Below are 17,493 nucleotides of genomic sequence, written 5' to 3' on the forward strand. Positions count from 1 at the left end.
ATCTCACGCGTTCGCGCGGCGACCTCTGTCGCGGGCCCCGCTTTTGAGGGATCGTAGATCGAAGCAGTCCTTTAAGGTCTCTGCGCCTTGGCCTGGCCCGAGGATCTTGGTCTTCTGCAGCTTCTGCGTGCTGGTCATTGGGAGTGATGGGAAGAAGGCGACCCAGCCCGGGACCTTAAAATAGGCAATTCTCTCCAGGCAGAACGCCACGAGGTCGCGGGCGGTCGCCTCGGTCGGCTCTGCCTTTGGCCCGAGCACCACGCAGGCGAGCACCTCTTCTTCACGCAAACCATCGGGTGCCGGGATGACGCCGACCTGCGCAACGGCGGGATGAGCGAGCAAGACTTGTTCGACTTCCGCAGCGGCGATATTCTGCCCGGACCGGCGGATCATATGCTTTTTGCGGTCAACGAAGATATAGCGCCCGTCCCGGTCGAGGAGCGCAATGTCGCCGGTATGGAACCAGCCATTGCGCCAGCAGTGCTCGGTCTCTTCATCCTCCTTGAAATAGCCTTTGAAGAAGCCGGCGCGCGGATCGGGGCCGTCTCGGCGCACGGCGAGCTCTCCCGGCGTTTCCGCGGGCACCGGCTGGTCGTGATCATCGAGAATGGCAATCGCGATGCCCGGCAGCGGTCTGCCGATCGAGCGCCCATGCATCCGCCGCGGCTCGCAATTCTCCGCTGTGCAGATGGCAACCTCCGACATGCCCCAGACCTCGATGAGCGGAAAGCCAAACCGCTGCTCGAAAAGCCTATGCTGATCCGGGTCGACCCCGGCTCCTACGCCGAACCTGACCCTGTGCTCGCGCTCCATGGGATCCTCGGGCAGCGACAGCAGCACCGGCGGGATCAGGCCAAGATAGTGAATGATGGTTGCCTTGGTCGCGATCAGATCGGACCAGAAGCTGCGCGGATGAAACCGGTCGGGAAAGATCATGCATCCCCCCGACAGGATCATCGCCATGTTGGAGATGCCCAGGCTGTTCGCATAGAACAGCGGCAGCGGATTGTAGAGCCGCTCCTGCCCGGGGCGCACCGCCATCAGCCCGCCGGCCGCAAGATACCGCTCGCCTGCGAAGAAGAAATAATCATTGCACAGCCGGCAGCCTTTCGGCTGGCCCGTGGTCCCCGATGTATAGAGAATGGCACCTTCCGTATCTCGCCCCGGGCGGCCCGTGGCCGGTGCTCGGCGCGCCGCCGGCAGCCTCTCGAGACACGCCTCGCTGTCAATGACGGGCAGATCTCCGATCTCGCGAGCGATCGCCGAGATTGAGGCGACCCGGTCGGGCAGGGCAACGACGAGATCTGCTTCCGAATGGGTCAGCAGATATTTGAGATCATCCCGCACGTAATCGGGATTGACCGGCACGATGGCCGCGCCAAGCCCATTCAGCGCCAGCCAATGATAGATGATCTCGGGCCGGTTCTCGAGGCTGAGCGCAACCCGGTGCCCGATCCCATAGCCTTGATCCGCATAGGCTCGTTTGAGGGCCTCGACCTTCATCGAGACTTCCCCATAGCTCTCCTCCAGCCCGTCCGGAAGATAGGATCGCCCGGCACGGGGTGGGACGGCCAGGCACGCCGCGTCCGGTGTGGCGCGCGCGATCGCCTGAAATGCCTCGAAGACCGTGTTCAACGTGGCGGTGTCGCCTGACCTGTGATGGTTCATGTCACGCCGGGCTCTGATTGGCATAGAAGAGGGCATAGGACCCGGCAAGCCACGGCTCGCCCATGAATCCATGTGCGGTCAGTTCGGAAACCAGCATATCCACGCCCCTAGCCGTGCCGCCCACACTCTGACCCTCGACCACCAAGAGACAGTCGGGTTCGCTGGCCTGTGGCAGCGTGATGCCAAGCCGAATGATCGGCGCGTTGACCGCATCCAAATCCCCTTCGGCGAGAAACCCGCCATGCAGGCCGAAGCGATCGATCACGGCCGGAATGCCGCGATCACTGATGAAGAGTCGCAAGGCGTCCATGTCTGATGGCCTGCGAAAATGGATAAGGCCCGCCGCTCCCCCAACGCCGCGGGACAAATCGACGGTCACTGTGGCGCAGATCCGGCGGTGATAGGTGAAGCGCCCGATGATCTCCCGGCTCCACGGGGACTGGTTTGCCAGGAGATCGAGATAGTGGGGCGCCGTGAGGATCGCGATGTCATCCACCTCATAGAGCGCCATGAAGCGAGGTCGCATCATCTCGGCACCATAGCGACGGGCACGGCGAAAGCCGGCAAGGCCGAGCAGGTCGTCTATATGCTCGCGATTATACCAAGCGTTGAACGCCTCGACATCGTCTGGCGCTACATCGGTGAGCGTCATCAGCAGCGCCCGGCCCGCGAGACCGGGCGCCTTGCGTGGAGAGACTGCCATGCCCCGTTCCAACCCAGATACCCCGCGTCAGTTGCCGGCCGTGGGGAAGCTCGATTGATAGACCGATTGTGCGTCGTGCTTGCCGACGGCTTCCTTGAACGCTTTGAAGAATGCAGCCACATCCGCGCCCGTCTGCCCGGAACGGGTCTTGATCCATTCCTCTTCCATGGCGCTCTGATTGACCCGTTCCTTCCAGGCCGCCACCTCTTCCGGCGTGAATTTGTAGAAGGTAACGCCCAGCTTCTTTGCCGCCTCCACGGTCGCCTTGTCCCCCTCCATCACAAAGGCGATCGACTTCTTCGGAAATTCGCGCCGCATCTCCCCGATAACCTTTTTAACGTCATCGGGAAGCGCCTCATAGACCGACTTGGACATCATCAGACCGCAGGAATAATAGGTGCCGATGCCGGGATCGACGATGGTCTTGGTGGCCGGCAGCCAGTTCTCGGGATAGGGCATCCACAGCGGCACGCCCACATAGCCGTCGATGACACCGGTCTGCATGCTGGTGGCGATCTCGGCCGTGCTCATCGGCACCGGGGTCATGCCGCCGCCCTTGGCAACGATATTGCCGAGCTCACCATAGGCGCGCACTTTAAGCCCCTTGAGGTCATCGGCCGATTTGATCTCGCGTGAGACGCCGATGATGGTGGGCGCCGGTGCATCCATTGCGAGCGGTACGAGGCCCTGCCGCTCGAACTCGCTTTTGAATTCGGCATTGGTTTCGTAGAGATCGACAAAGGCGGCCGAGATTGAGTCACCCTTCTCGCTGAGATAGGGCATTTCGCCCATGCCGGTGAGGGGAAACAGGCTCGGCGAATAGCCAACGCAGACATAGCCCACATCTGCCAGGCCCTGAGCGATACCTTTGGCCTGATCTGTCGCTTTGATGAGGGCTTGCGAATAGAACTTGTCCTTGATGGTCACGGCGCCATTGGTGCGCTTGGACAGTTCCTCGAGATAAGCATCATACTGCTTGGCCGAGATGGCGCCCGGTCCCGTATGCGTCGAAAAGATCAACGCGACCTCGGCCTGCGCTGAGCCGGCAGACAGTGCCGCACAGACGCTGGCTGCAGCCGCAAACGTGAGACATTTGAGCCGGTTTGTAATCGCGGGCATGTTTCCTCCTCCGTTATTCTTTGCTCGCTGCCTAGTTCATCATGCTCGGAATGAAGAGCGAAATCTGCGGAAAGATGATCAGCAGAAGAATGGTGATGACTTCCAGAATGACGAACAGGCTGGCGCCTTTGAACGTGTCGTCCAAAGAAATTCCCGGTATGACGCCTTTGACCACGAACACATTGACCCCGAGCGGTGGCGTGATGTTGGCAAGCTCGGACATCTTCACGATCAGAATGCCGAACCAGATCGCATCAAATCCGAGGTGCTGGATCACGGGAAAGACGATCGGCAGCGTGATGAGGCACATCGAGATCGGCTCGAGGAACATGCCCAGCGGCACATAGGCGAGCAGGATCAGGAACAGCACCACATAGCGGTTCCACTCCGATGCGGCGAGCAGTCGGCTGATGTCCGTGGCAAGACCGGACAGCGCCACATACTGGCCAAGGAGGCCTGCGCCGATGAGGATCAGGAAGATCATCGCGGATGTGCTCGCTGCATCAAGACCACCCTCGATGAGCGGGCCCAACCGGAACCCTCTACGCAGGATCAGCAGCAGGAATGCCGCAACCGCGCCCACCGCAGCAGCTTCGTTGGCGGTGAAGAAGCCCGCATAGATCCCGCCGATGATCACAAAGAAGAGGGCGGCCACGCCCCATCCGTCCTTCAACGTCTCGAAGCGCTCGCGCCAGGAAAAGCGCTCGCTCGCAACGGGCATGAGCTGGGGCTTGAACAGGGCGATGAGATAGAGACCCGCAGAGAACACGAAGGCGGTCAAGAGGCCGGGAAGGATCCCTGCGAGGAACAGGCGGCTGATATCGGTCTGGGTGATGACCCCATAGACGACGAGCATGATGCTCGGTGGAATCATGATGCCGAGCAACCCGGCCGCAGCGATCGTTCCGGCGCTGATGGCTTCATTGTAGCGAAAGCGTTTCATCTCCGTGAAGGCGATCTTGCCCACCGCGGCGGAGGTTGCAACGCTCGAACCCGAGGTCGCGGCGAAAGCGGCGCAAGCAGCAACCGTCGCGATCCCCAAGCCGCCGCGAATATGGCCGAGCCATCGATAGGCGATCTTGTACGCATTGGCGCTCACCCCCGCCTGGCTGGCGAGATACCCCATCAGGATGAACAGCGGGATCACGGAAAGGGCCACATCCGCGGTCTTGGAGAACGGCATGGTCGCAAGCGCATTCAGGGCGACGTCGAAGCCGCGCAGCATCATGAGTCCCGCAAAGGCCGAACCGAGCAGCACGAAGGCGATGGGCATTCCGGTGAGCAGGCCCAGGAGAAAGATCAAGGCGACGACGATATTGCTGTCGATCATGACGAGGGTCCGATGCTCAGTGAGGCTCGGGGCTGCGTATGGCCAGCGGCTCTTCACGCGGGCGAGCGATCATGGCCGCGAGTTCCAGCACCTGGTGAATGGTGAACAGCGCGAGACCGAGAACGATGGCGGCCTTGGCCGGCCAGAGCGGGAAATGCATGGTGCCGTACTGATATTCACCGCCCGTGAAGGCTGACCATGCCTGGATGGACGTGCCGTAAAGCATCAGCGATGAGAGCGCGATCCCGGCCACAAGCGACAGCATATCCGCGACGCGGCGGGCACCGGCCGGAAGCACCGAAACCAGCGCCTCCATGCGGATATGCCCGCCCTGGCTTTGCGTCACGGTCAGCGACAGAAACACCATGAACACCAGCAGCAATTGCCCAGCCTCGTCGGCACCGACGATGGTGATGCCCGCCTGCCTCGCGACCACGGCCGCGAAGATCACCAAGGCGAGGATCAGCAGGGCAATCGCACCGATGATGCCTGATGGCCGCACGATGAATCGGTTGAACTCTGTGATCAGGCTGCGAGCCATCATGCGCCATCCCGCTGAGGCTCGACCGGTCGCTGCCGGGCAGTCATATGATTTCCTCCCACGCGAGGCGGGGCACCCGCCCGTTCCGCAGACCTTTGCCGCTCAACAAAAGAGGCTGGCATTATCGTTCGTTCTGTGAACGAATATTCATTCGCTACAGGTCCCCTGTCAATCGCATTTGACCGGACGGGCTGGGCTGCCCTTGATGCGCCTGAGCCAGGAGACCTATAGAGGCGGCGAATACACCGATCGTTGAGGCATACTCATTCATGGCAAAGACAAACAAGAGGCGGGTTGAAGACCCCAAGCTGATTGAAAAACGCTTGCCGCAAATTCTGGACGCAGCGATCGAGCAATTCGGGCGTAACGGCTATCACTTGACGACGATACGGGATGTCGCGAGCCATGCTGGCGTCAGCATCGGTATGATCTATCAATACGTTCAGGATAAGGAAGAACTATTGTTCCTGTCCGTGATGGGCACGATCGAGAACTATATTCGCGAGATCGAAGCGGCGCTGAAGGGGGTGGATCATCCTCTCGAGCGTTTCGTCGCGATCATTGCGGCGCTCACGCGGGTGATCGACCGCCGCCGCGCCGCGGCCGTCCTGGGCTATCGCGAATCCAAATCGCTGACCCGCGAGCATATGAGCTATGTGATCCAGCGCGAGCGCGAGATTGGCGATATGATCTCACAATGCGTGATGGAATGCATCAACGGCAAGATCTTTCGCGAGAACGATACGGAGATGTTGATGTATCAGAGTGTCGTCTTCGCACATAACTGGGCGCTGAACGCATGGCGGTTCAAGCGCGCTATGACGGTCGACGAATACATCGTCAAAGGCTTGTCCCTGATCCTGGATTCGGTTCTGGTCGAACCCGGCTCGGTCGACCTGCGGCGGATTGTGATGCGGCAACGGGACGTTCAGGCCGCATCCTGATGGGCGTAAGTCACCCCTCGGACGGTTCCGCAAAGCGGAAGAACGAGAAGGTCTGATCCGTCGGCATCATTTCGACGATGTTGAGATTGACGTGACGGGGCAACTGGACCGCAAAGAACACCACCTCGGCCACATCCTCAGCCTTGAGCAACCGCCGCCCTCCGTAAAACTCCTGAACCCGCGTCACGTCCTGGCGCATGCGGACCGCCGCGAACTCGGTCTCCGTGGTGCCCGGTTCTATGCATAAAGCGCGTATGCCGAGGCCTGCGAGATCAGCACGCAGATTGAGCGAGAACTGACGGACGAAGGCTTTGCTCGCGCCATAGACATGGCCCTTGGGATAAGGGTAGCTGCCGGCAATCGAGCCGATATTCACGATATCGCCCGACCGGCGCGCAACCATTTGGGGCAGCACCGCGTGGGTGATGGCTGCCAGTCCTAGCGTATTGGTTTCGATGGTTTGCTGCAGGTCCTCCCAAGGAACCTCTTGGGCCGGTCCATCGCCGAGCGCCACACCGGCCGCATTGACGAGGAGGTCGATTTCCTGGAAAGCCGGCGGGAGCGCCTCGATCACAGCGGCTGCACGAGCAGTATCGGCGATGTCGAGCTCCAGGGGATGGCACCTATCGCCGATTTCTTGGGCCAGCGCGCGCAGGCGATCGACCCGCCGCGCAGCCGGTATGATGCTCCATCCCGCACCGGCAAAGCGGCGAGCAATGGCAAGGCCGATCCCCGACGATGCGCCGGTGATGAGCGCGGTAGGCGGCTTGGCGTCTGGTTTGTCGGTCATGTCCAATACCGTTGCGGGGCTCGCGGATGCGAACGACCAATGCTCATTCATAGGGGAGACCGCGCGGTTGCCGCAAGCGCGTCGAGCTCCGGCATCGCGCCTCCACTTGACAGAGCAGATGCAGCGAACGATCATTCGTTCTAATATGCCCGATGAGGCATCCACCCCCAGCATTGGCGGCCAGACGGGCTGAATGAAGCATTCAGGAGATATCGGCGGCGTGGCATTGAACCAGACTTCGCTTGCGCCGGCACTGCCGTATCGCGACCCTAACCTGTGCACCTTCTACCGTCATCAGGGCTGGTGGCCGGAAAAGACCATCTACGATTGTCTTATCGAGCAGGCGAAGGCGACGCCCGATAAGACGCTCATCGTCGAGCGCGACCACCGCATCAGCTATCGCCAAGCCTTATCTATGGCCGACAGCCTTGCAGCAGGCCTCCACAGACGGGGTATAGGCCCAGGCGATATCGTCTCGGTCCAGCTGCCGAACTGGCGCTGGTTTCCTCTGTTGGAATATGCGCTCGCCCGATTGGGTGCCGCCTGCAATCCACTGCCGCCGATCTATCGCCACCGCGAGCTGCGCTTCATGCTGGGCTTGGTGAAGCCGAAGCTGGTGGTGACCTGCGGCACCTTTCGCGGCTTTGACCATGCGGCCATGATGCAGGATCTGCAGCGCGAACTGGGGCTTGGAGGGATTGTCATTGCCGAGGGCGAACCGCGCCCGGGAATGGAGCCGATCGAGCAGCTATTCGAGGATCCCTCGATCCTACCACCGTCATCCACCGATCCCAACACCATATCTGAAATCGCCTTCACCTCCGGCACGACCGGCGAGGCCAAGGGCGTGATGCACACCCACAACACCAACCTTTGCCCCGTGCTCGGATTGATCAAGCGGCAGAAGCTTGGGTCGGACGATGTCGTGTTGATGGCCTCGACCTTTGGTCACAATACTGGTTTCGTCTATGGCGGCCAGCTGCCGGTGGTCATGGGTGGCACCGTGGTGCTCATGGAAGCTTGGGATCCTGCCGCGGCGATCACCCTGATCGAGCGGGAGAAGGTCACCTGGTGCATGGGCGCGACACCCTTCCTGCGCGATCTCTGCGACATGGCCGCAATGCGCGGTGCAGAAAGCACCCGCAGCCTGCGCATCTTCCTCTGCTCGGGCGCGCCGATCCCTCGTGCCTTGTTGGCGAAGGCGCGGGCGACCATTGGCTGCGCGGTCGTCTCGGGCTGGGGCATGACCGAGATCGGGCTTCAGACCCTGAGCGATGCTGAAGACAAGGGCGAGAAGGCGGCCGATACCGATGGATATACCATGGACGGTGCCGGTGTGAGGGTGTTGGACCCGGAAGGCCATGATGCACCCGCAGGCGTTGAAGGCGATATCGTGGCACGCGGGCCGACGCTCTTTGCCGGCTATTTCGAGCGCCCCGCGATGACGGCCCAGTCCTTCACGGATGATGGCTGGTTTCATACGGGCGATCGCGGGCGTCTCGATGAAAGCGGCAATCTCAGAATTACCGGGCGCAGCAAGGACATCATCGTTCGCGGCGGCGAGAACATCCCCGTCGTGGAGGTCGAGGAGCTCTTGCACAAGCATCCCCGCATCCGCAGCGTCGCGGTCGTGGGCATTCCCGATCCGCGGCTACAGGAGCGCGCCTGCGCGGTGATCATTCCGGCCGATGATCCGCCGCTGAGCCTCGATGAGATCAAGACCTATCTCGCCGAAATGCAGCTGGCCAAGCAGTATTTTCCGGAATTTCTCGAAATCCGGACCAGCTTTCCCACAACACCCAGCGGCAAGATCCAGAAATTCGTGCTTCGGCAAGAGCTGGCCGCCCGTTTCGCCGCTGCCACCGAGGAGACTCAGCAATGATTGCGATTGTCGGGGTCGGCGAAACCGCCCCCACCAGGCGCTCGGAGAAGGACATTCGCGCGCTCACCGTGGAAGCGGCCCTCAGCGCCCTCGAGGATGCCGGGCTCGCGCCGTCGGACGTCGATGGCATCGTCACGGATGCGGGCATCATGCCGACCACGGTTCCCCATGAATGGATGGCTGCGCAGCTTGGCATCGATGCCCATTTCAGTGCCGCCTTGTCCTATGGCGGCACCGGGATCGTCGCCGCGCCCTTGCTTGCGGAGATGGCGATCCGACAAGGCCTGGCCGAGGTGGTGCTGTTCTATTTCGGGGTCGATTGGGGCAGCCGGCCGGGCGGGCCTTACGCCTTCCATCACATCTATCCCGCCAAGATGACCTTCGAGAAGCCCTATGGGTTTTCTGGCCAGCCCAGCTATTTCGCCTTATGGGCGCGCCGCTATATGCATGAGTACGGATTGCAGGAGGAGGACCTGGGCCGCATAGCCGTCGCCCAGCGCGAGAATGCATTGCGCCATGGCGGCGGGCAAGTCTCCACGCCGCTCGAGCTTCCCGATTATTTCAACAGCCGGATGATCTCTGATCCCCTGCGCGCGGCCGATTGCTGCCTGATCACCGATGGGGCCGGCGCCTATATCATGACCAGCATGGAGCGCGCGCGCGATTGCCGCAAGAAGCCCGTCGAGGTGCGCGGCGTCGGCTATGCGAGTGAGCCCATCACGGGCGATGACATCTTCACCCAGAAGAGCGATCTCCTTCGCCTGCCCGGCGTAGCGCGTGCCACCAGCCAAGCCCTGCGCGCGGCCGATATCACGCTGAACGATGTCGATTTTGCCGAGATTTATGACTGCTTCACGATCTCATGTCTCATGCAGATCGAGGATCTCGGCTTTTGCGGCAAGGGCGAGGCTGCGGCATTCATTCGCGAGAAGGGGATCAGCATCAATGGCGGACTACCGGTCAATACCCATGGGGGGTTCTTGTCTTACAGCTACAGGTTGGGAATAGAGCATGTCGTCGAGGCTGTACGGCAATTGCGGGGCGAGGCGGGGGAGGCGCAGCTTGCAGACCCGAAACTCGGCATCGTGACCGGGCTCTCGGTGCCCGATTACGGCCTGCTCGTGCTGGGAGCCTGAGACCATGCAGCCCGAATTCGAGCGGTTCTTCGACGCGGTCCGTGGCTCACGGCTTGCCTTTCCCTATTGCACCGCCTGTGGCCGCTATCACTGGTACCCGATGAAGCGGTGCCCCCACTGCCGCAGCAATGATATTGAATGGCGCCCGGTGAGCGGCAGGGGGCAACTCTATTCCTGGACCGTCGTGCGTCATCCCTTCGACCCGGCCCTTGCCGAGGCGCTGCCCTATGTGGTGGCCCTAGTAGAATTTCCCGATGCGCCGGGCATCCGCTTGGTGAGCAATCTCGTCGATATCGACCTGGACCGCCTCCATATCGGCATGGCGGTTGAGCCGGTCTATCCTGATACCGCTAGCAACGAGCCGGTCGTTCGCTTCCGGCCCATTACGCAAGGATAGCCAGTCGGCGAGCGCATTTTCGAGCGAAGTGGATACCGGTCCGCGTGAGGGAACTGCGACCAGGCAAAGACTGAGAGCGGCTTCGCGACTCGAGGAAAAGCGAAAACGCTCTAGGAGGCGTCATGCACACGGCACTGGTGGTGGGTGCAACCGGAGTGGTTGGCTGGGCCCTGATGGAGCGCCTGGCAGCAAGGCCTGGCTGGCGACCCGTTGGACTATGCCGCAGGATCCCGCCAGCGACCGCCCCGGGCACTTTCGTAAGCCTCGATCTCTTCGACAGGCAGGCATTGGCGAATGCCTCAGACCGGCTGGCAGAAACCACGCACCTTTTCATCACCCTGCGCGTGCCCGGTGCCGACCCCGAGGATGAGGTCAGGCGCAACACAGAACCGCTGCAGAACCTTATGACCGCCTTGGAGGCCGCTGGAGCCCCGCTGCAGCGGGTCTGTCTCGTTCACGGCACCAAATGGTATGGTTGTCATCGCGGCGCCTATATGACCCCCGCTAGGGAAGACCACCCGCGCGAGCCCTTTCCGAATTTCTATTACGCCCAGCATGATCTGATCGCCGAGCTGCAGCAGGGGCGCGACTGGACCTGGACCACCCTGCGGCCGCACACCGTTTGGGGCAGGTCGCAAGGCACGGGCAACAGTTTGATCATGGCTGTGGCCGTGTTGGCATCGCTGCGGAAGGCGCAAGGCCTCCCCCTTGATTTTCCCGGCGCCCGTGGCAATTGGATCAAGCTTTCTCAAGGCACGACCGCCGAACTCCTCGCCGAAGCCATGGAATGGGCCGCAACGACCCCGGCCTGCGCCAATCAGGATTTCAACATCACCAATGGCGACAGCTTCCGCTGGCAGCACCTCTGGCCCAAGATCGCAGAATTCTTCGGCATGGACGTAGGGGAGGTGGTCCCAACCCGCCTTGCTGAGACCATGAGCGGCGATCATGTGGCCTGGGCCGAGATCGCCGCCCGCCATGACCTTATCGAAAGCGATATCGGCCGACTGGTGAACTGGTCCTATCTCGATGGCCTGCTTCAGGTCACCTGGGATGATTTGTCATCCACCGTGAAGGCACGGCGCTATGGCTTCACCCCGGCGGTCGACAGCGAAGATGCGTTTCTGAACTGCCTCGATGATCTCCGCCGAGCGCGGATCGTTCCAAGGTGAGAAAAGGCTCCGCGGATCGACGGCCGACGAAGCTTATGGGCGGGCTGATGCCGCGGTGAAGACAGCCAGCTGAGCAGCGAACGCCCGCTTGTAAGCGGGGCGCGCTTCGCCGCGGGCCACATAGGCGGAAAGCTTCGGATATTCTTCGAGTATCTCCGATCCTTTCAATCTGAGCAGCACCGATAACATCAGAAGATCACCAGCGCTAAACGCACCATCGAGCCAGTCATGATCGCCAAGATGACGGGATAGGGCATCGAGCCGTTCGCGGATGCTGCCCTCGAGGGCTCGGAGGCGCTGCGCGTACCAGGGCTGGTCGCGCTCGAGGATGATCGTGAGGGCACGATCGAAGATCGGCGGCTCCACCGTGTTGAGCGCTGCGAACATCCACGTGATCGCGCGGGCCCGGGCATTTGGCTCTTCGGGCAGCAGACCCGCGTGGCGCTCCGCGATATGAAACACGATCGCGCCCGACTCGAACAGGGCGAGATCGCCTTCTTCGTAGGTCGGTATCTGGCCGAAAGGATGAAGCGCGAGATGCGTGGGCTGTTTCATTGCTTCAAACGACAACAGGCGGACGTCGTAGGGCTGGCCGACCTCCTCGAGTGCCCAGCGAACGCGCATGTCACGCGGCAGCCCCTTGCCGCCATCGGGCGATCGTTCGAAGGCTGTGATGGTGGGTGTCATTGCAAGGGGCTCCGGTGATTGCAGGATGTATCGCGGGGTCGGGTGATTGGTTGCGAGCGCATTGTAGTCAAGCGACGGTAATCTGCCCAGTTTCGGTGACAGAAGGTCCATAGCCGGCCATTGAACCGCGGCCGGTTGATCCGCTTGGTTCGGCAACGTCCGTCGCGAAATCTCTCTGCATTTTCGATGGGTGCTCCAGGCCGGTTCGTTCCCGAGCGAAGATCGTGCTTAGCGCCGGTCCCTTTTTCGACATGATTTTACCCTCTCATAGGGGGCTAACCTCTTTGATTGTTGTCACCAATTGAAAATTATCGTTTCCCCTTGCTCGCCTATCGGAGATATGGCTAACGTCGCCGAAGATAAAGTTTCTTAATAATTTATCTGTATACGAAGTTTTCGGGAGGCGAAGTGTTGCTCGGAGAAGTGCTGCGAAAGCAAGGCTTGTGTCCGCAATGAGAACAGATCTTGCGAATGTTCCGGTCGTTTCAGTCGTAATGACTGCGAAAGACCAGGAGCCATATATTTCCGCCGCGATTGAGAGCATACTGGATCAGAGTTATACCGATTTTGAGCTGATCGTTATTGATGATGGCTCAACTGACCGCACGGGCCAGATCATTCAGGAGATCGCAGCACGTGATCCGCGGGTCGTCGTCTCATCTTGCCCCACACGTGGGCGCGTTCCCTGCCTGAACCACGCATTGTCGGTGGTGCGCGGGCGCTATATCGCCATCATGGACGCGGATGATCTGTCCCATCCCGAGCGCTTGCGCCTGCAGGTCGAGTACCTCGAGGCCAACCCGGATGTGCAGGTCCTGGGGTCTCGCCATGCCGACCTCAGGCAGAACGAGTTCGCTATTCCGCCCCTCGTCGGGCGTGCGGTCGCGATGAAGCCGGTCATGCCGCGCAGCCGGTTGCGTGGTTTCAACATTCGTCCCTTGCCCCTGATGCACGCCACGGCGCTCATGAGGCGCGAAGCCTTGGACCGCATCGGCGGCTACCGGCGCGCGTTCAGGCATCAGGAAGACACCGATCTCTTCATGCGTCTTGAAGAGGTGGGGGAGATCCGGAACCTTCCCGAGGTGCTTTACTTTTACCGGAGGCATGAGAACAACACCGGCCGCAGGCATCCGGTGGCCCAGACCGCATCCTGGGTCCTGTCGGTGATCCTGGCCAAACGCCGGCGGCGCGGCCGTGATGATTGGGCGGACGCCGCATCGACCGGCGAGATCTGGCGAAAACTGGCACTCCACGAACCGGCATTGGCCTTGCATGCGGGCTTGCTTGTCTTGTTTCAGTACATGCGCAAGAAACGAAAGCATGTCGCACAACACCGCTGGCAGAAGCTGGCGGTGGGGACGGTCGGTTCGCAAATGGCTCAATCCGACACGTAAGCCGGATTGGCGGATAGGAATAGGTCTTCGGTAAGGCAATGTCCCTTTGGTCGCTGGGAACGGCATGGGCCGCCGACCCTCTCGGGGCGTTGGTCATTTTAGGAGTTGGACGTTATGCGTCGCGTTTCCGTAGTCCTTCCGACGTACAATCGTGCGCATTCGGTTGGCCGGGCGATTTCGAGCGTGTTGGCCCAAGAATTCGGTGATTTCGAGCTGATCATCGTTGATGACGGTTCGACCGATGAGACCGAAGCGGTTATCCGCGGCTTCGTCGATGATCGCCTCATTTATCTGAAGCAGGACGTGAACCTCGGCGTGAACGCCGCGCGCAACCGCGCCATTGCTGCGGCCACGGGCGAACTGGTCTGCTTCCTCGACAGCGATGATGAGTTCCTGCCCCATAAGCTGCGAACCGTCGTTGACTATTTCGAAGCGCAGCCTGAAACCGCATTACTGATCGATTCCTTCGAGCTTTCGAAGGCCGGCAAGCCCGGCGAACCCTGTAAGGTTCGGCGCAATCCGGATCTGGACGACAGTGCCGAAATCGAGCGGCGGATTTACGCGCGCGAGATCTACAAGGCAACGCCGGCCCTGAACGTCCGCCGCCCTGCGCTCATGGCAGTCGGCGGCTTCGATCACGCGCTTGAGCGCCGCGAGGACATGGATCTGGCTTTGAAGCTGGCGCGCTGTGGCAAATGCGCCTCCACCGCAAAGGTCCTGTGGCGCAAGCATTGGACCTTTGGCAGCTTGTCGAACAAGAGCAGCACCTTCATGGGGGCAGTGCTCGGCATTTGCGCCCGCCATCCCGACTATTTGGCCAAGCCTGAGTTCCGGATAGGCCTCGCCCGTGACGTATCCCGTCATGTATTCCGTCTGGCCCTGAAGGGGCATTTCGCCGCCGCAGGCGGTGACGTGCGGCGCTTTATCAAGGCCCATGGCGGGTTGCGCACGGCGCATCTGATGGCGGTGGGCGTCGTCGAGATGAGCCGGCGCAACTTTGGCGCGGGCCATGCCGACGCAGGCTATGGCACGTCCTGATCGTTACGCTCAAGCTCGTCTGGACGATCGCCGGGCCTAGATCCTGCTCGGGGCTCCTCGAGCGCATTTGTCGAGCTGAGGAGAACCGCTTACACCGCCGCCTTGTATTCGATCTCGATGAACGCCATCGGCTCGGCGCCGGCATTGATGACATTATGCGCGACGCCCGCATCACGCCGATAGGTCGAGCCTGCGGGCCTGTCGACCCGCTGCGTGCCGTTTGCATCCTCCAGCTGGAAGGCGCAGTCGGTCATGGTCACCACCACATAGCCATAGCCATGCACATGATGGCCGGTCTCGGCGCCCGGCGCGAAATCCCAGCGGGTGATGCGGACCACATCATCATCGAGCAGGGTAGTCGGCACGGCGGCGGGCCTTGCTTTAATGTCGCTCATCGCAAATCGCTCCTGGTCTGAATGCTCGGGCGTATCACCATGAGCGTCCTGCTGCAATGCTGGGAAAGGAGATCGTCTGGCGATGCCGGCAATCTCGGCGGCGGAGGGCCCGTGAACAGTCGAGCCCTTGACGCTAACTTGATCGTGTGGCTCGCCTGGCGACATGTTTATCTCTGATTTGCGGCGTGAGCCGGGCTTCATCGATATCGTAGCTGACCGGATCTGGCGCTCCTGGTGGCAGCCTAAGGGCTACCCCTTGGCATATATCCACGGCCGCCTGGAGGAGAATCTCGGCGCGACGCCCATTCCCTTCGCCCTTATCGCCCATCACGGCGCGCAGTTTCTGGGCACAGTCTCGGTCATTGCAAGCGACATGGACGAGCGGCCGGCCTATTCACCTCGGATTGCCGCTCTCTGGGTAGACCCCGAGCACCGCAACCAAGGCATTGGTGCGGCTTTGGTCGACGCTGCCACACGCTCAGCGTTCGCCATGGGCGTGGAGCGTCTCTATCTCTGCGCCGTCCCGGGAAAATCCGGCTACTATGAGCGCCTCGGCTGGGAGATGCTCGAGCGCGATGTTGCGGGGCTCGATGTGCTGAGCCGCCAGGCCTGATTGAGTTGTATCCACGGCAATGCCTATTTCTCTCGCTCATGACCGCTTCGCCGTGAGCCGCTCCGCAAGCGCCCGGATATGCCGATGATCCGTTCCGCAGCAGCCGCCCAGCACGCGCAAGCCGAAATCGTGATGCAGTGCCAGCATCTCATCCGCAAAGCTGCTGGGATGGCCTTCATCCAGATGATCGAGCCTATCGAGCTCGTCAGGCGGCAGGCTCGAGGCATTTGCCTTGAGGCCGCGGATGCGTGGGCTGTCGGTACTGGGCCAGGCCGGCATCTCATGGGCGCTCCGTAGCCGCGCAGGATGAACGCAGCCGATGAGCCAATGGAGCGGGGAAGGTGAGACGGCGTGATCAATCCGCTGAACGGCATCTTTAAGCGCCGTCCCGTCCGGCAAAAGCCCTTCGTCATCGATCACCGGGGCCACCGCATAGCCAAGACCTGTGGCGGCCATGGCCTGTGCTACGCCCAACAGCTCATCCGCACTGGCGAATGTCGGGGCATAGAGGAGATCGACACCGGCTTCCGCCAGCACTGCCGCTTGCGGTCGGTGATAGGCCTCAGCTTCCGCCGCCTTCGGCGCCCCTTGCGGATCATAGCCATCGAGCCTCGGGCCGATCACGCTGGCGATCAGGACCAGATCTTCAACCGCCATCTCCCGCCGCAGATCCCTGAGGAACCGCACCGCTGTCTCGTTGACGCGCCGCAGATCATCAGGAGCGCGAAAGCCTTGCCGGGCGAGGCCTTCCGGATGTGCGCGCCATGTGGGCGTACCAATTTGCATCGGCAGCCGGAACTCCGCCGCAATCGCAAGGTAACTGCCATAGAGCGCCGTGAGGTCGCCGCGTCCCTTCTCGTCGAACAGGGGCAGGAAGGACGCGAAATCGGGCAGGGGGCAGTGGAACTCGTAGATGAGGCGAGTCTCGATTCCGCCATCCGTGAGCAGCACTGGCATGGTGCTCAGCCTCTTGCCAAGGCTTGTGGCACGGGCGGCATTCGCGTTGGTGCGATGGGATGAGTGCAAGCGGGCAGCTCCTGGAATGAGGCCTGTCCCGAATAGAGCAGATGGCTATCGGCACGGCAATTGCATTGCTGATCCTACGCGATGACAGGCGATGGCTTCGGCTGCGACGATCTTCTGGGATGATGGGGAGAAGGCCCGGCATCTGGGGAGGGGCAGATGCCGGGCCTCTATGCTGCCATCCCGCAGGATGGCAGATGAACGCCTGCGCTACAGCGCACTCAACCTGAGCGGCCGCTCAACTCGCGCGCTTCAATCGTGCTGCCGAACGTTCTGCATGCTGCGGCAAGACGAACCGGCTACCATCGAGAAGCGCGAATACAGGATCCACGGCTTGGAAAATATAGCCGTGCTTCTGCTCGACGAGAAACCCGGCAAGCGCATCGTCAACGAAGACCAGCCGTGCGAGTTCCGCAGCCGGACGGGTGAAAGTGCTGATATGCAGGGACATGGGACCTCTTTGCCACAGTGGTCGATATGTGACACGGACCAGGTCCGTGGCGCTTTAGCGGTTGGTGACGCGGACGCAAGCTGCTCTTCAAACTCCGCGGATCGTTCTTAATAACGAACGAAGCGACATTGCCCACCTTGGAGGCAACTGTCAAGTCCGGGCTAACCCCTACCAATTCAACGCATCAATGGCTCTCGCCGCTCGCAAGCG

The 17,493-nt window shown here is 61.4% G+C and carries 18 protein-coding genes; 8 read left to right on the plus strand and 10 right to left on the minus strand.

Annotation, left to right across the window (positions count from 1 at the left end):
* Positions 1-3: 3 nt before the first annotated feature.
* Genes RCF49_RS20990 through RCF49_RS21010 form a run of 5 tightly spaced genes read right to left on the minus strand, consistent with a single transcriptional unit; the run spans position 4 to position 5,364 of the window.
* On the minus strand, positions 4-1,668 hold the full coding sequence (locus RCF49_RS20990) for an AMP-binding protein (RefSeq protein WP_342641729.1): 1,665 nt from the start codon (positions 1,666-1,668) through the stop codon (positions 4-6).
* Position 1,669: 1 nt separating this feature from the next.
* Positions 1,670-2,371, minus strand: coding sequence for a hypothetical protein (locus RCF49_RS20995; RefSeq protein ID WP_342641730.1), 702 nt, complete (start codon positions 2,369-2,371; stop codon positions 1,670-1,672).
* A 27-nt stretch (positions 2,372-2,398) separates the two neighbouring features.
* The gene (gene dctP, locus RCF49_RS21000; RefSeq protein ID WP_342641731.1) at positions 2,399-3,490 is read right to left on the minus strand and encodes a TRAP transporter substrate-binding protein DctP; all 1,092 of its coding nucleotides are present in this window, start codon (positions 3,488-3,490) and stop codon (positions 2,399-2,401) included.
* 31 nt (positions 3,491-3,521) lie between these two features.
* Positions 3,522-4,820: a TRAP transporter large permease gene (locus RCF49_RS21005; protein WP_342641732.1), complete on the minus strand. Its 1,299-nt coding sequence runs from the start codon at positions 4,818-4,820 to the stop codon at positions 3,522-3,524.
* Positions 4,821-4,836: 16 nt separating this feature from the next.
* Positions 4,837-5,364, minus strand: a complete 528-nt coding sequence (locus tag RCF49_RS21010; RefSeq protein WP_342641733.1) for a TRAP transporter small permease — start codon at positions 5,362-5,364, stop codon at positions 4,837-4,839.
* Positions 5,365-5,630: 266 nt separating this feature from the next.
* On the opposite strand from RCF49_RS21010, the gene RCF49_RS21015 reads away from it, so the two are divergent.
* On the plus strand, positions 5,631-6,305 hold the full coding sequence (locus tag RCF49_RS21015) for a TetR/AcrR family transcriptional regulator (RefSeq protein ID WP_342641734.1): 675 nt from the start codon (positions 5,631-5,633) through the stop codon (positions 6,303-6,305).
* Between the two features lie 10 nt (positions 6,306-6,315).
* Here the strand turns inward: RCF49_RS21015 and RCF49_RS21020 are convergent, their stop codons facing one another.
* Positions 6,316-7,095 (minus strand): SDR family NAD(P)-dependent oxidoreductase, encoded by a 780-nt coding sequence (locus RCF49_RS21020; protein WP_342641735.1) that lies wholly within the window; start codon positions 7,093-7,095, stop codon positions 6,316-6,318.
* 193 nt (positions 7,096-7,288) lie between these two features.
* Between RCF49_RS21020 and RCF49_RS21025 the strand changes: the two genes are divergently transcribed.
* The 4 genes from RCF49_RS21025 (at position 7,289) to RCF49_RS21040 (ending at position 11,682) form a co-directional block, all read left to right on the plus strand.
* The gene (locus RCF49_RS21025) at positions 7,289-8,977 is read left to right on the plus strand and encodes an AMP-binding protein (protein ID WP_342641736.1); all 1,689 of its coding nucleotides are present in this window, start codon (positions 7,289-7,291) and stop codon (positions 8,975-8,977) included.
* Positions 8,974-10,113, plus strand: a complete 1,140-nt coding sequence (locus RCF49_RS21030; protein ID WP_342641737.1) for a thiolase family protein — start codon at positions 8,974-8,976, stop codon at positions 10,111-10,113. The genes RCF49_RS21025 and RCF49_RS21030 overlap by 4 nt, the downstream gene beginning before the upstream one ends.
* Positions 10,114-10,117: 4 nt before the next feature.
* Positions 10,118-10,510, plus strand: coding sequence for a Zn-ribbon domain-containing OB-fold protein (locus RCF49_RS21035; protein ID WP_342641738.1), 393 nt, complete (start codon positions 10,118-10,120; stop codon positions 10,508-10,510).
* Positions 10,511-10,632: 122 nt separating this feature from the next.
* On the plus strand, positions 10,633-11,682 hold the full coding sequence (locus RCF49_RS21040; RefSeq protein ID WP_342641739.1) for an SDR family oxidoreductase: 1,050 nt from the start codon (positions 10,633-10,635) through the stop codon (positions 11,680-11,682).
* Positions 11,683-11,715: 33 nt separating this feature from the next.
* On the opposite strand, the gene RCF49_RS21045 is transcribed toward RCF49_RS21040, so the two are convergent.
* Positions 11,716-12,369 carry a glutathione S-transferase family protein gene (locus RCF49_RS21045; RefSeq protein ID WP_342641740.1) on the minus strand — a complete coding sequence of 218 codons (654 nt, stop codon included), beginning with the start codon at positions 12,367-12,369 and terminating at the stop codon, positions 11,716-11,718.
* A 452-nt stretch (positions 12,370-12,821) separates the two neighbouring features.
* On the opposite strand from RCF49_RS21045, the gene RCF49_RS21050 reads away from it, so the two are divergent.
* Both RCF49_RS21050 and RCF49_RS21055 read left to right on the plus strand, forming a co-directional pair.
* Positions 12,822-13,763: a glycosyltransferase family 2 protein gene (locus RCF49_RS21050; protein WP_432807349.1), complete on the plus strand. Its 942-nt coding sequence runs from the start codon at positions 12,822-12,824 to the stop codon at positions 13,761-13,763.
* 114 nt (positions 13,764-13,877) lie between these two features.
* The gene (locus tag RCF49_RS21055) at positions 13,878-14,801 is read left to right on the plus strand and encodes a glycosyltransferase (RefSeq protein ID WP_342641742.1); all 924 of its coding nucleotides are present in this window, start codon (positions 13,878-13,880) and stop codon (positions 14,799-14,801) included.
* An 89-nt stretch (positions 14,802-14,890) separates the two neighbouring features.
* Here RCF49_RS21055 and RCF49_RS21060 read toward each other — a convergent pair whose 3' ends face one another.
* Positions 14,891-15,196, minus strand: coding sequence for a cupin domain-containing protein (locus RCF49_RS21060; protein ID WP_342641743.1), 306 nt, complete (start codon positions 15,194-15,196; stop codon positions 14,891-14,893).
* A 163-nt stretch (positions 15,197-15,359) separates the two neighbouring features.
* On the opposite strand from RCF49_RS21060, the gene RCF49_RS21065 reads away from it, so the two are divergent.
* Positions 15,360-15,809, plus strand: a complete 450-nt coding sequence (locus tag RCF49_RS21065; protein ID WP_342641744.1) for a GNAT family N-acetyltransferase — start codon at positions 15,360-15,362, stop codon at positions 15,807-15,809.
* 36 nt (positions 15,810-15,845) lie between these two features.
* Here the strand turns inward: RCF49_RS21065 and RCF49_RS21070 are convergent, their stop codons facing one another.
* Complete coding sequence (locus RCF49_RS21070; RefSeq protein ID WP_342641745.1) at positions 15,846-16,835, minus strand: homocysteine S-methyltransferase family protein; 990 nt, start codon at positions 16,833-16,835, stop codon at positions 15,846-15,848.
* Positions 16,836-17,070: 235 nt separating this feature from the next.
* Entirely contained in the window at positions 17,071-17,283 is a 213-nt protein-coding gene (locus RCF49_RS21075; RefSeq protein ID WP_342641746.1) for a hypothetical protein, read from the minus strand.
* Between the last annotated feature and the right edge of the window lie 210 nt (positions 17,284-17,493).

The sequence above is a fragment of the Rhodoligotrophos sp. CJ14 genome, assembly GCF_038811545.1.
Classification (GTDB): domain Bacteria; phylum Pseudomonadota; class Alphaproteobacteria; order Rhizobiales; family Im1; genus Rhodoligotrophos; species Rhodoligotrophos ferricapiens.

What these genes read in the sequence shown, in the direction of transcription:
- RCF49_RS21030 (WP_342641737.1), top strand. Translation starts at nt 8,974, where the DNA reads ATGATTGCGATTGTCGGGGTCGGCGAAACCGCCCCCACCAGGCGCTCG.
- dctP (WP_342641731.1), bottom strand. Translation starts at nt 3,490, where the DNA reads ATGCCCGCGATTACAAACCGGCTCAAATGTCTCACGTTTGCGGCTGCA.
- RCF49_RS21005 (WP_342641732.1), bottom strand. Translation starts at nt 4,820, where the DNA reads ATGATCGACAGCAATATCGTCGTCGCCTTGATCTTTCTCCTGGGCCTG.
- RCF49_RS20995 (WP_342641730.1), bottom strand. Translation starts at nt 2,371, where the DNA reads ATGGCAGTCTCTCCACGCAAGGCGCCCGGTCTCGCGGGCCGGGCGCTG.
- RCF49_RS21040 (WP_342641739.1), top strand. Translation starts at nt 10,633, where the DNA reads ATGCACACGGCACTGGTGGTGGGTGCAACCGGAGTGGTTGGCTGGGCC.
- RCF49_RS21035 (WP_342641738.1), top strand. Translation starts at nt 10,118, where the DNA reads ATGCAGCCCGAATTCGAGCGGTTCTTCGACGCGGTCCGTGGCTCACGG.
- RCF49_RS21075 (WP_342641746.1), bottom strand. Translation starts at nt 17,283, where the DNA reads ATGTCCCTGCATATCAGCACTTTCACCCGTCCGGCTGCGGAACTCGCA.
- RCF49_RS21045 (WP_342641740.1), bottom strand. Translation starts at nt 12,369, where the DNA reads ATGACACCCACCATCACAGCCTTCGAACGATCGCCCGATGGCGGCAAG.
- RCF49_RS21020 (WP_342641735.1), bottom strand. Translation starts at nt 7,095, where the DNA reads ATGACCGACAAACCAGACGCCAAGCCGCCTACCGCGCTCATCACCGGC.
- RCF49_RS21055 (WP_342641742.1), top strand. Translation starts at nt 13,878, where the DNA reads ATGCGTCGCGTTTCCGTAGTCCTTCCGACGTACAATCGTGCGCATTCG.
- RCF49_RS21065 (WP_342641744.1), top strand. Translation starts at nt 15,360, where the DNA reads ATGTTTATCTCTGATTTGCGGCGTGAGCCGGGCTTCATCGATATCGTA.
- RCF49_RS21025 (WP_342641736.1), top strand. Translation starts at nt 7,289, where the DNA reads ATGAAGCATTCAGGAGATATCGGCGGCGTGGCATTGAACCAGACTTCG.
- RCF49_RS21050 (WP_432807349.1), top strand. Translation starts at nt 12,822, where the DNA reads ATGAGAACAGATCTTGCGAATGTTCCGGTCGTTTCAGTCGTAATGACT.
- RCF49_RS21060 (WP_342641743.1), bottom strand. Translation starts at nt 15,196, where the DNA reads ATGAGCGACATTAAAGCAAGGCCCGCCGCCGTGCCGACTACCCTGCTC.
- RCF49_RS21015 (WP_342641734.1), top strand. Translation starts at nt 5,631, where the DNA reads ATGGCAAAGACAAACAAGAGGCGGGTTGAAGACCCCAAGCTGATTGAA.
- RCF49_RS21010 (WP_342641733.1), bottom strand. Translation starts at nt 5,364, where the DNA reads ATGATGGCTCGCAGCCTGATCACAGAGTTCAACCGATTCATCGTGCGG.
- RCF49_RS20990 (WP_342641729.1), bottom strand. Translation starts at nt 1,668, where the DNA reads ATGAACCATCACAGGTCAGGCGACACCGCCACGTTGAACACGGTCTTC.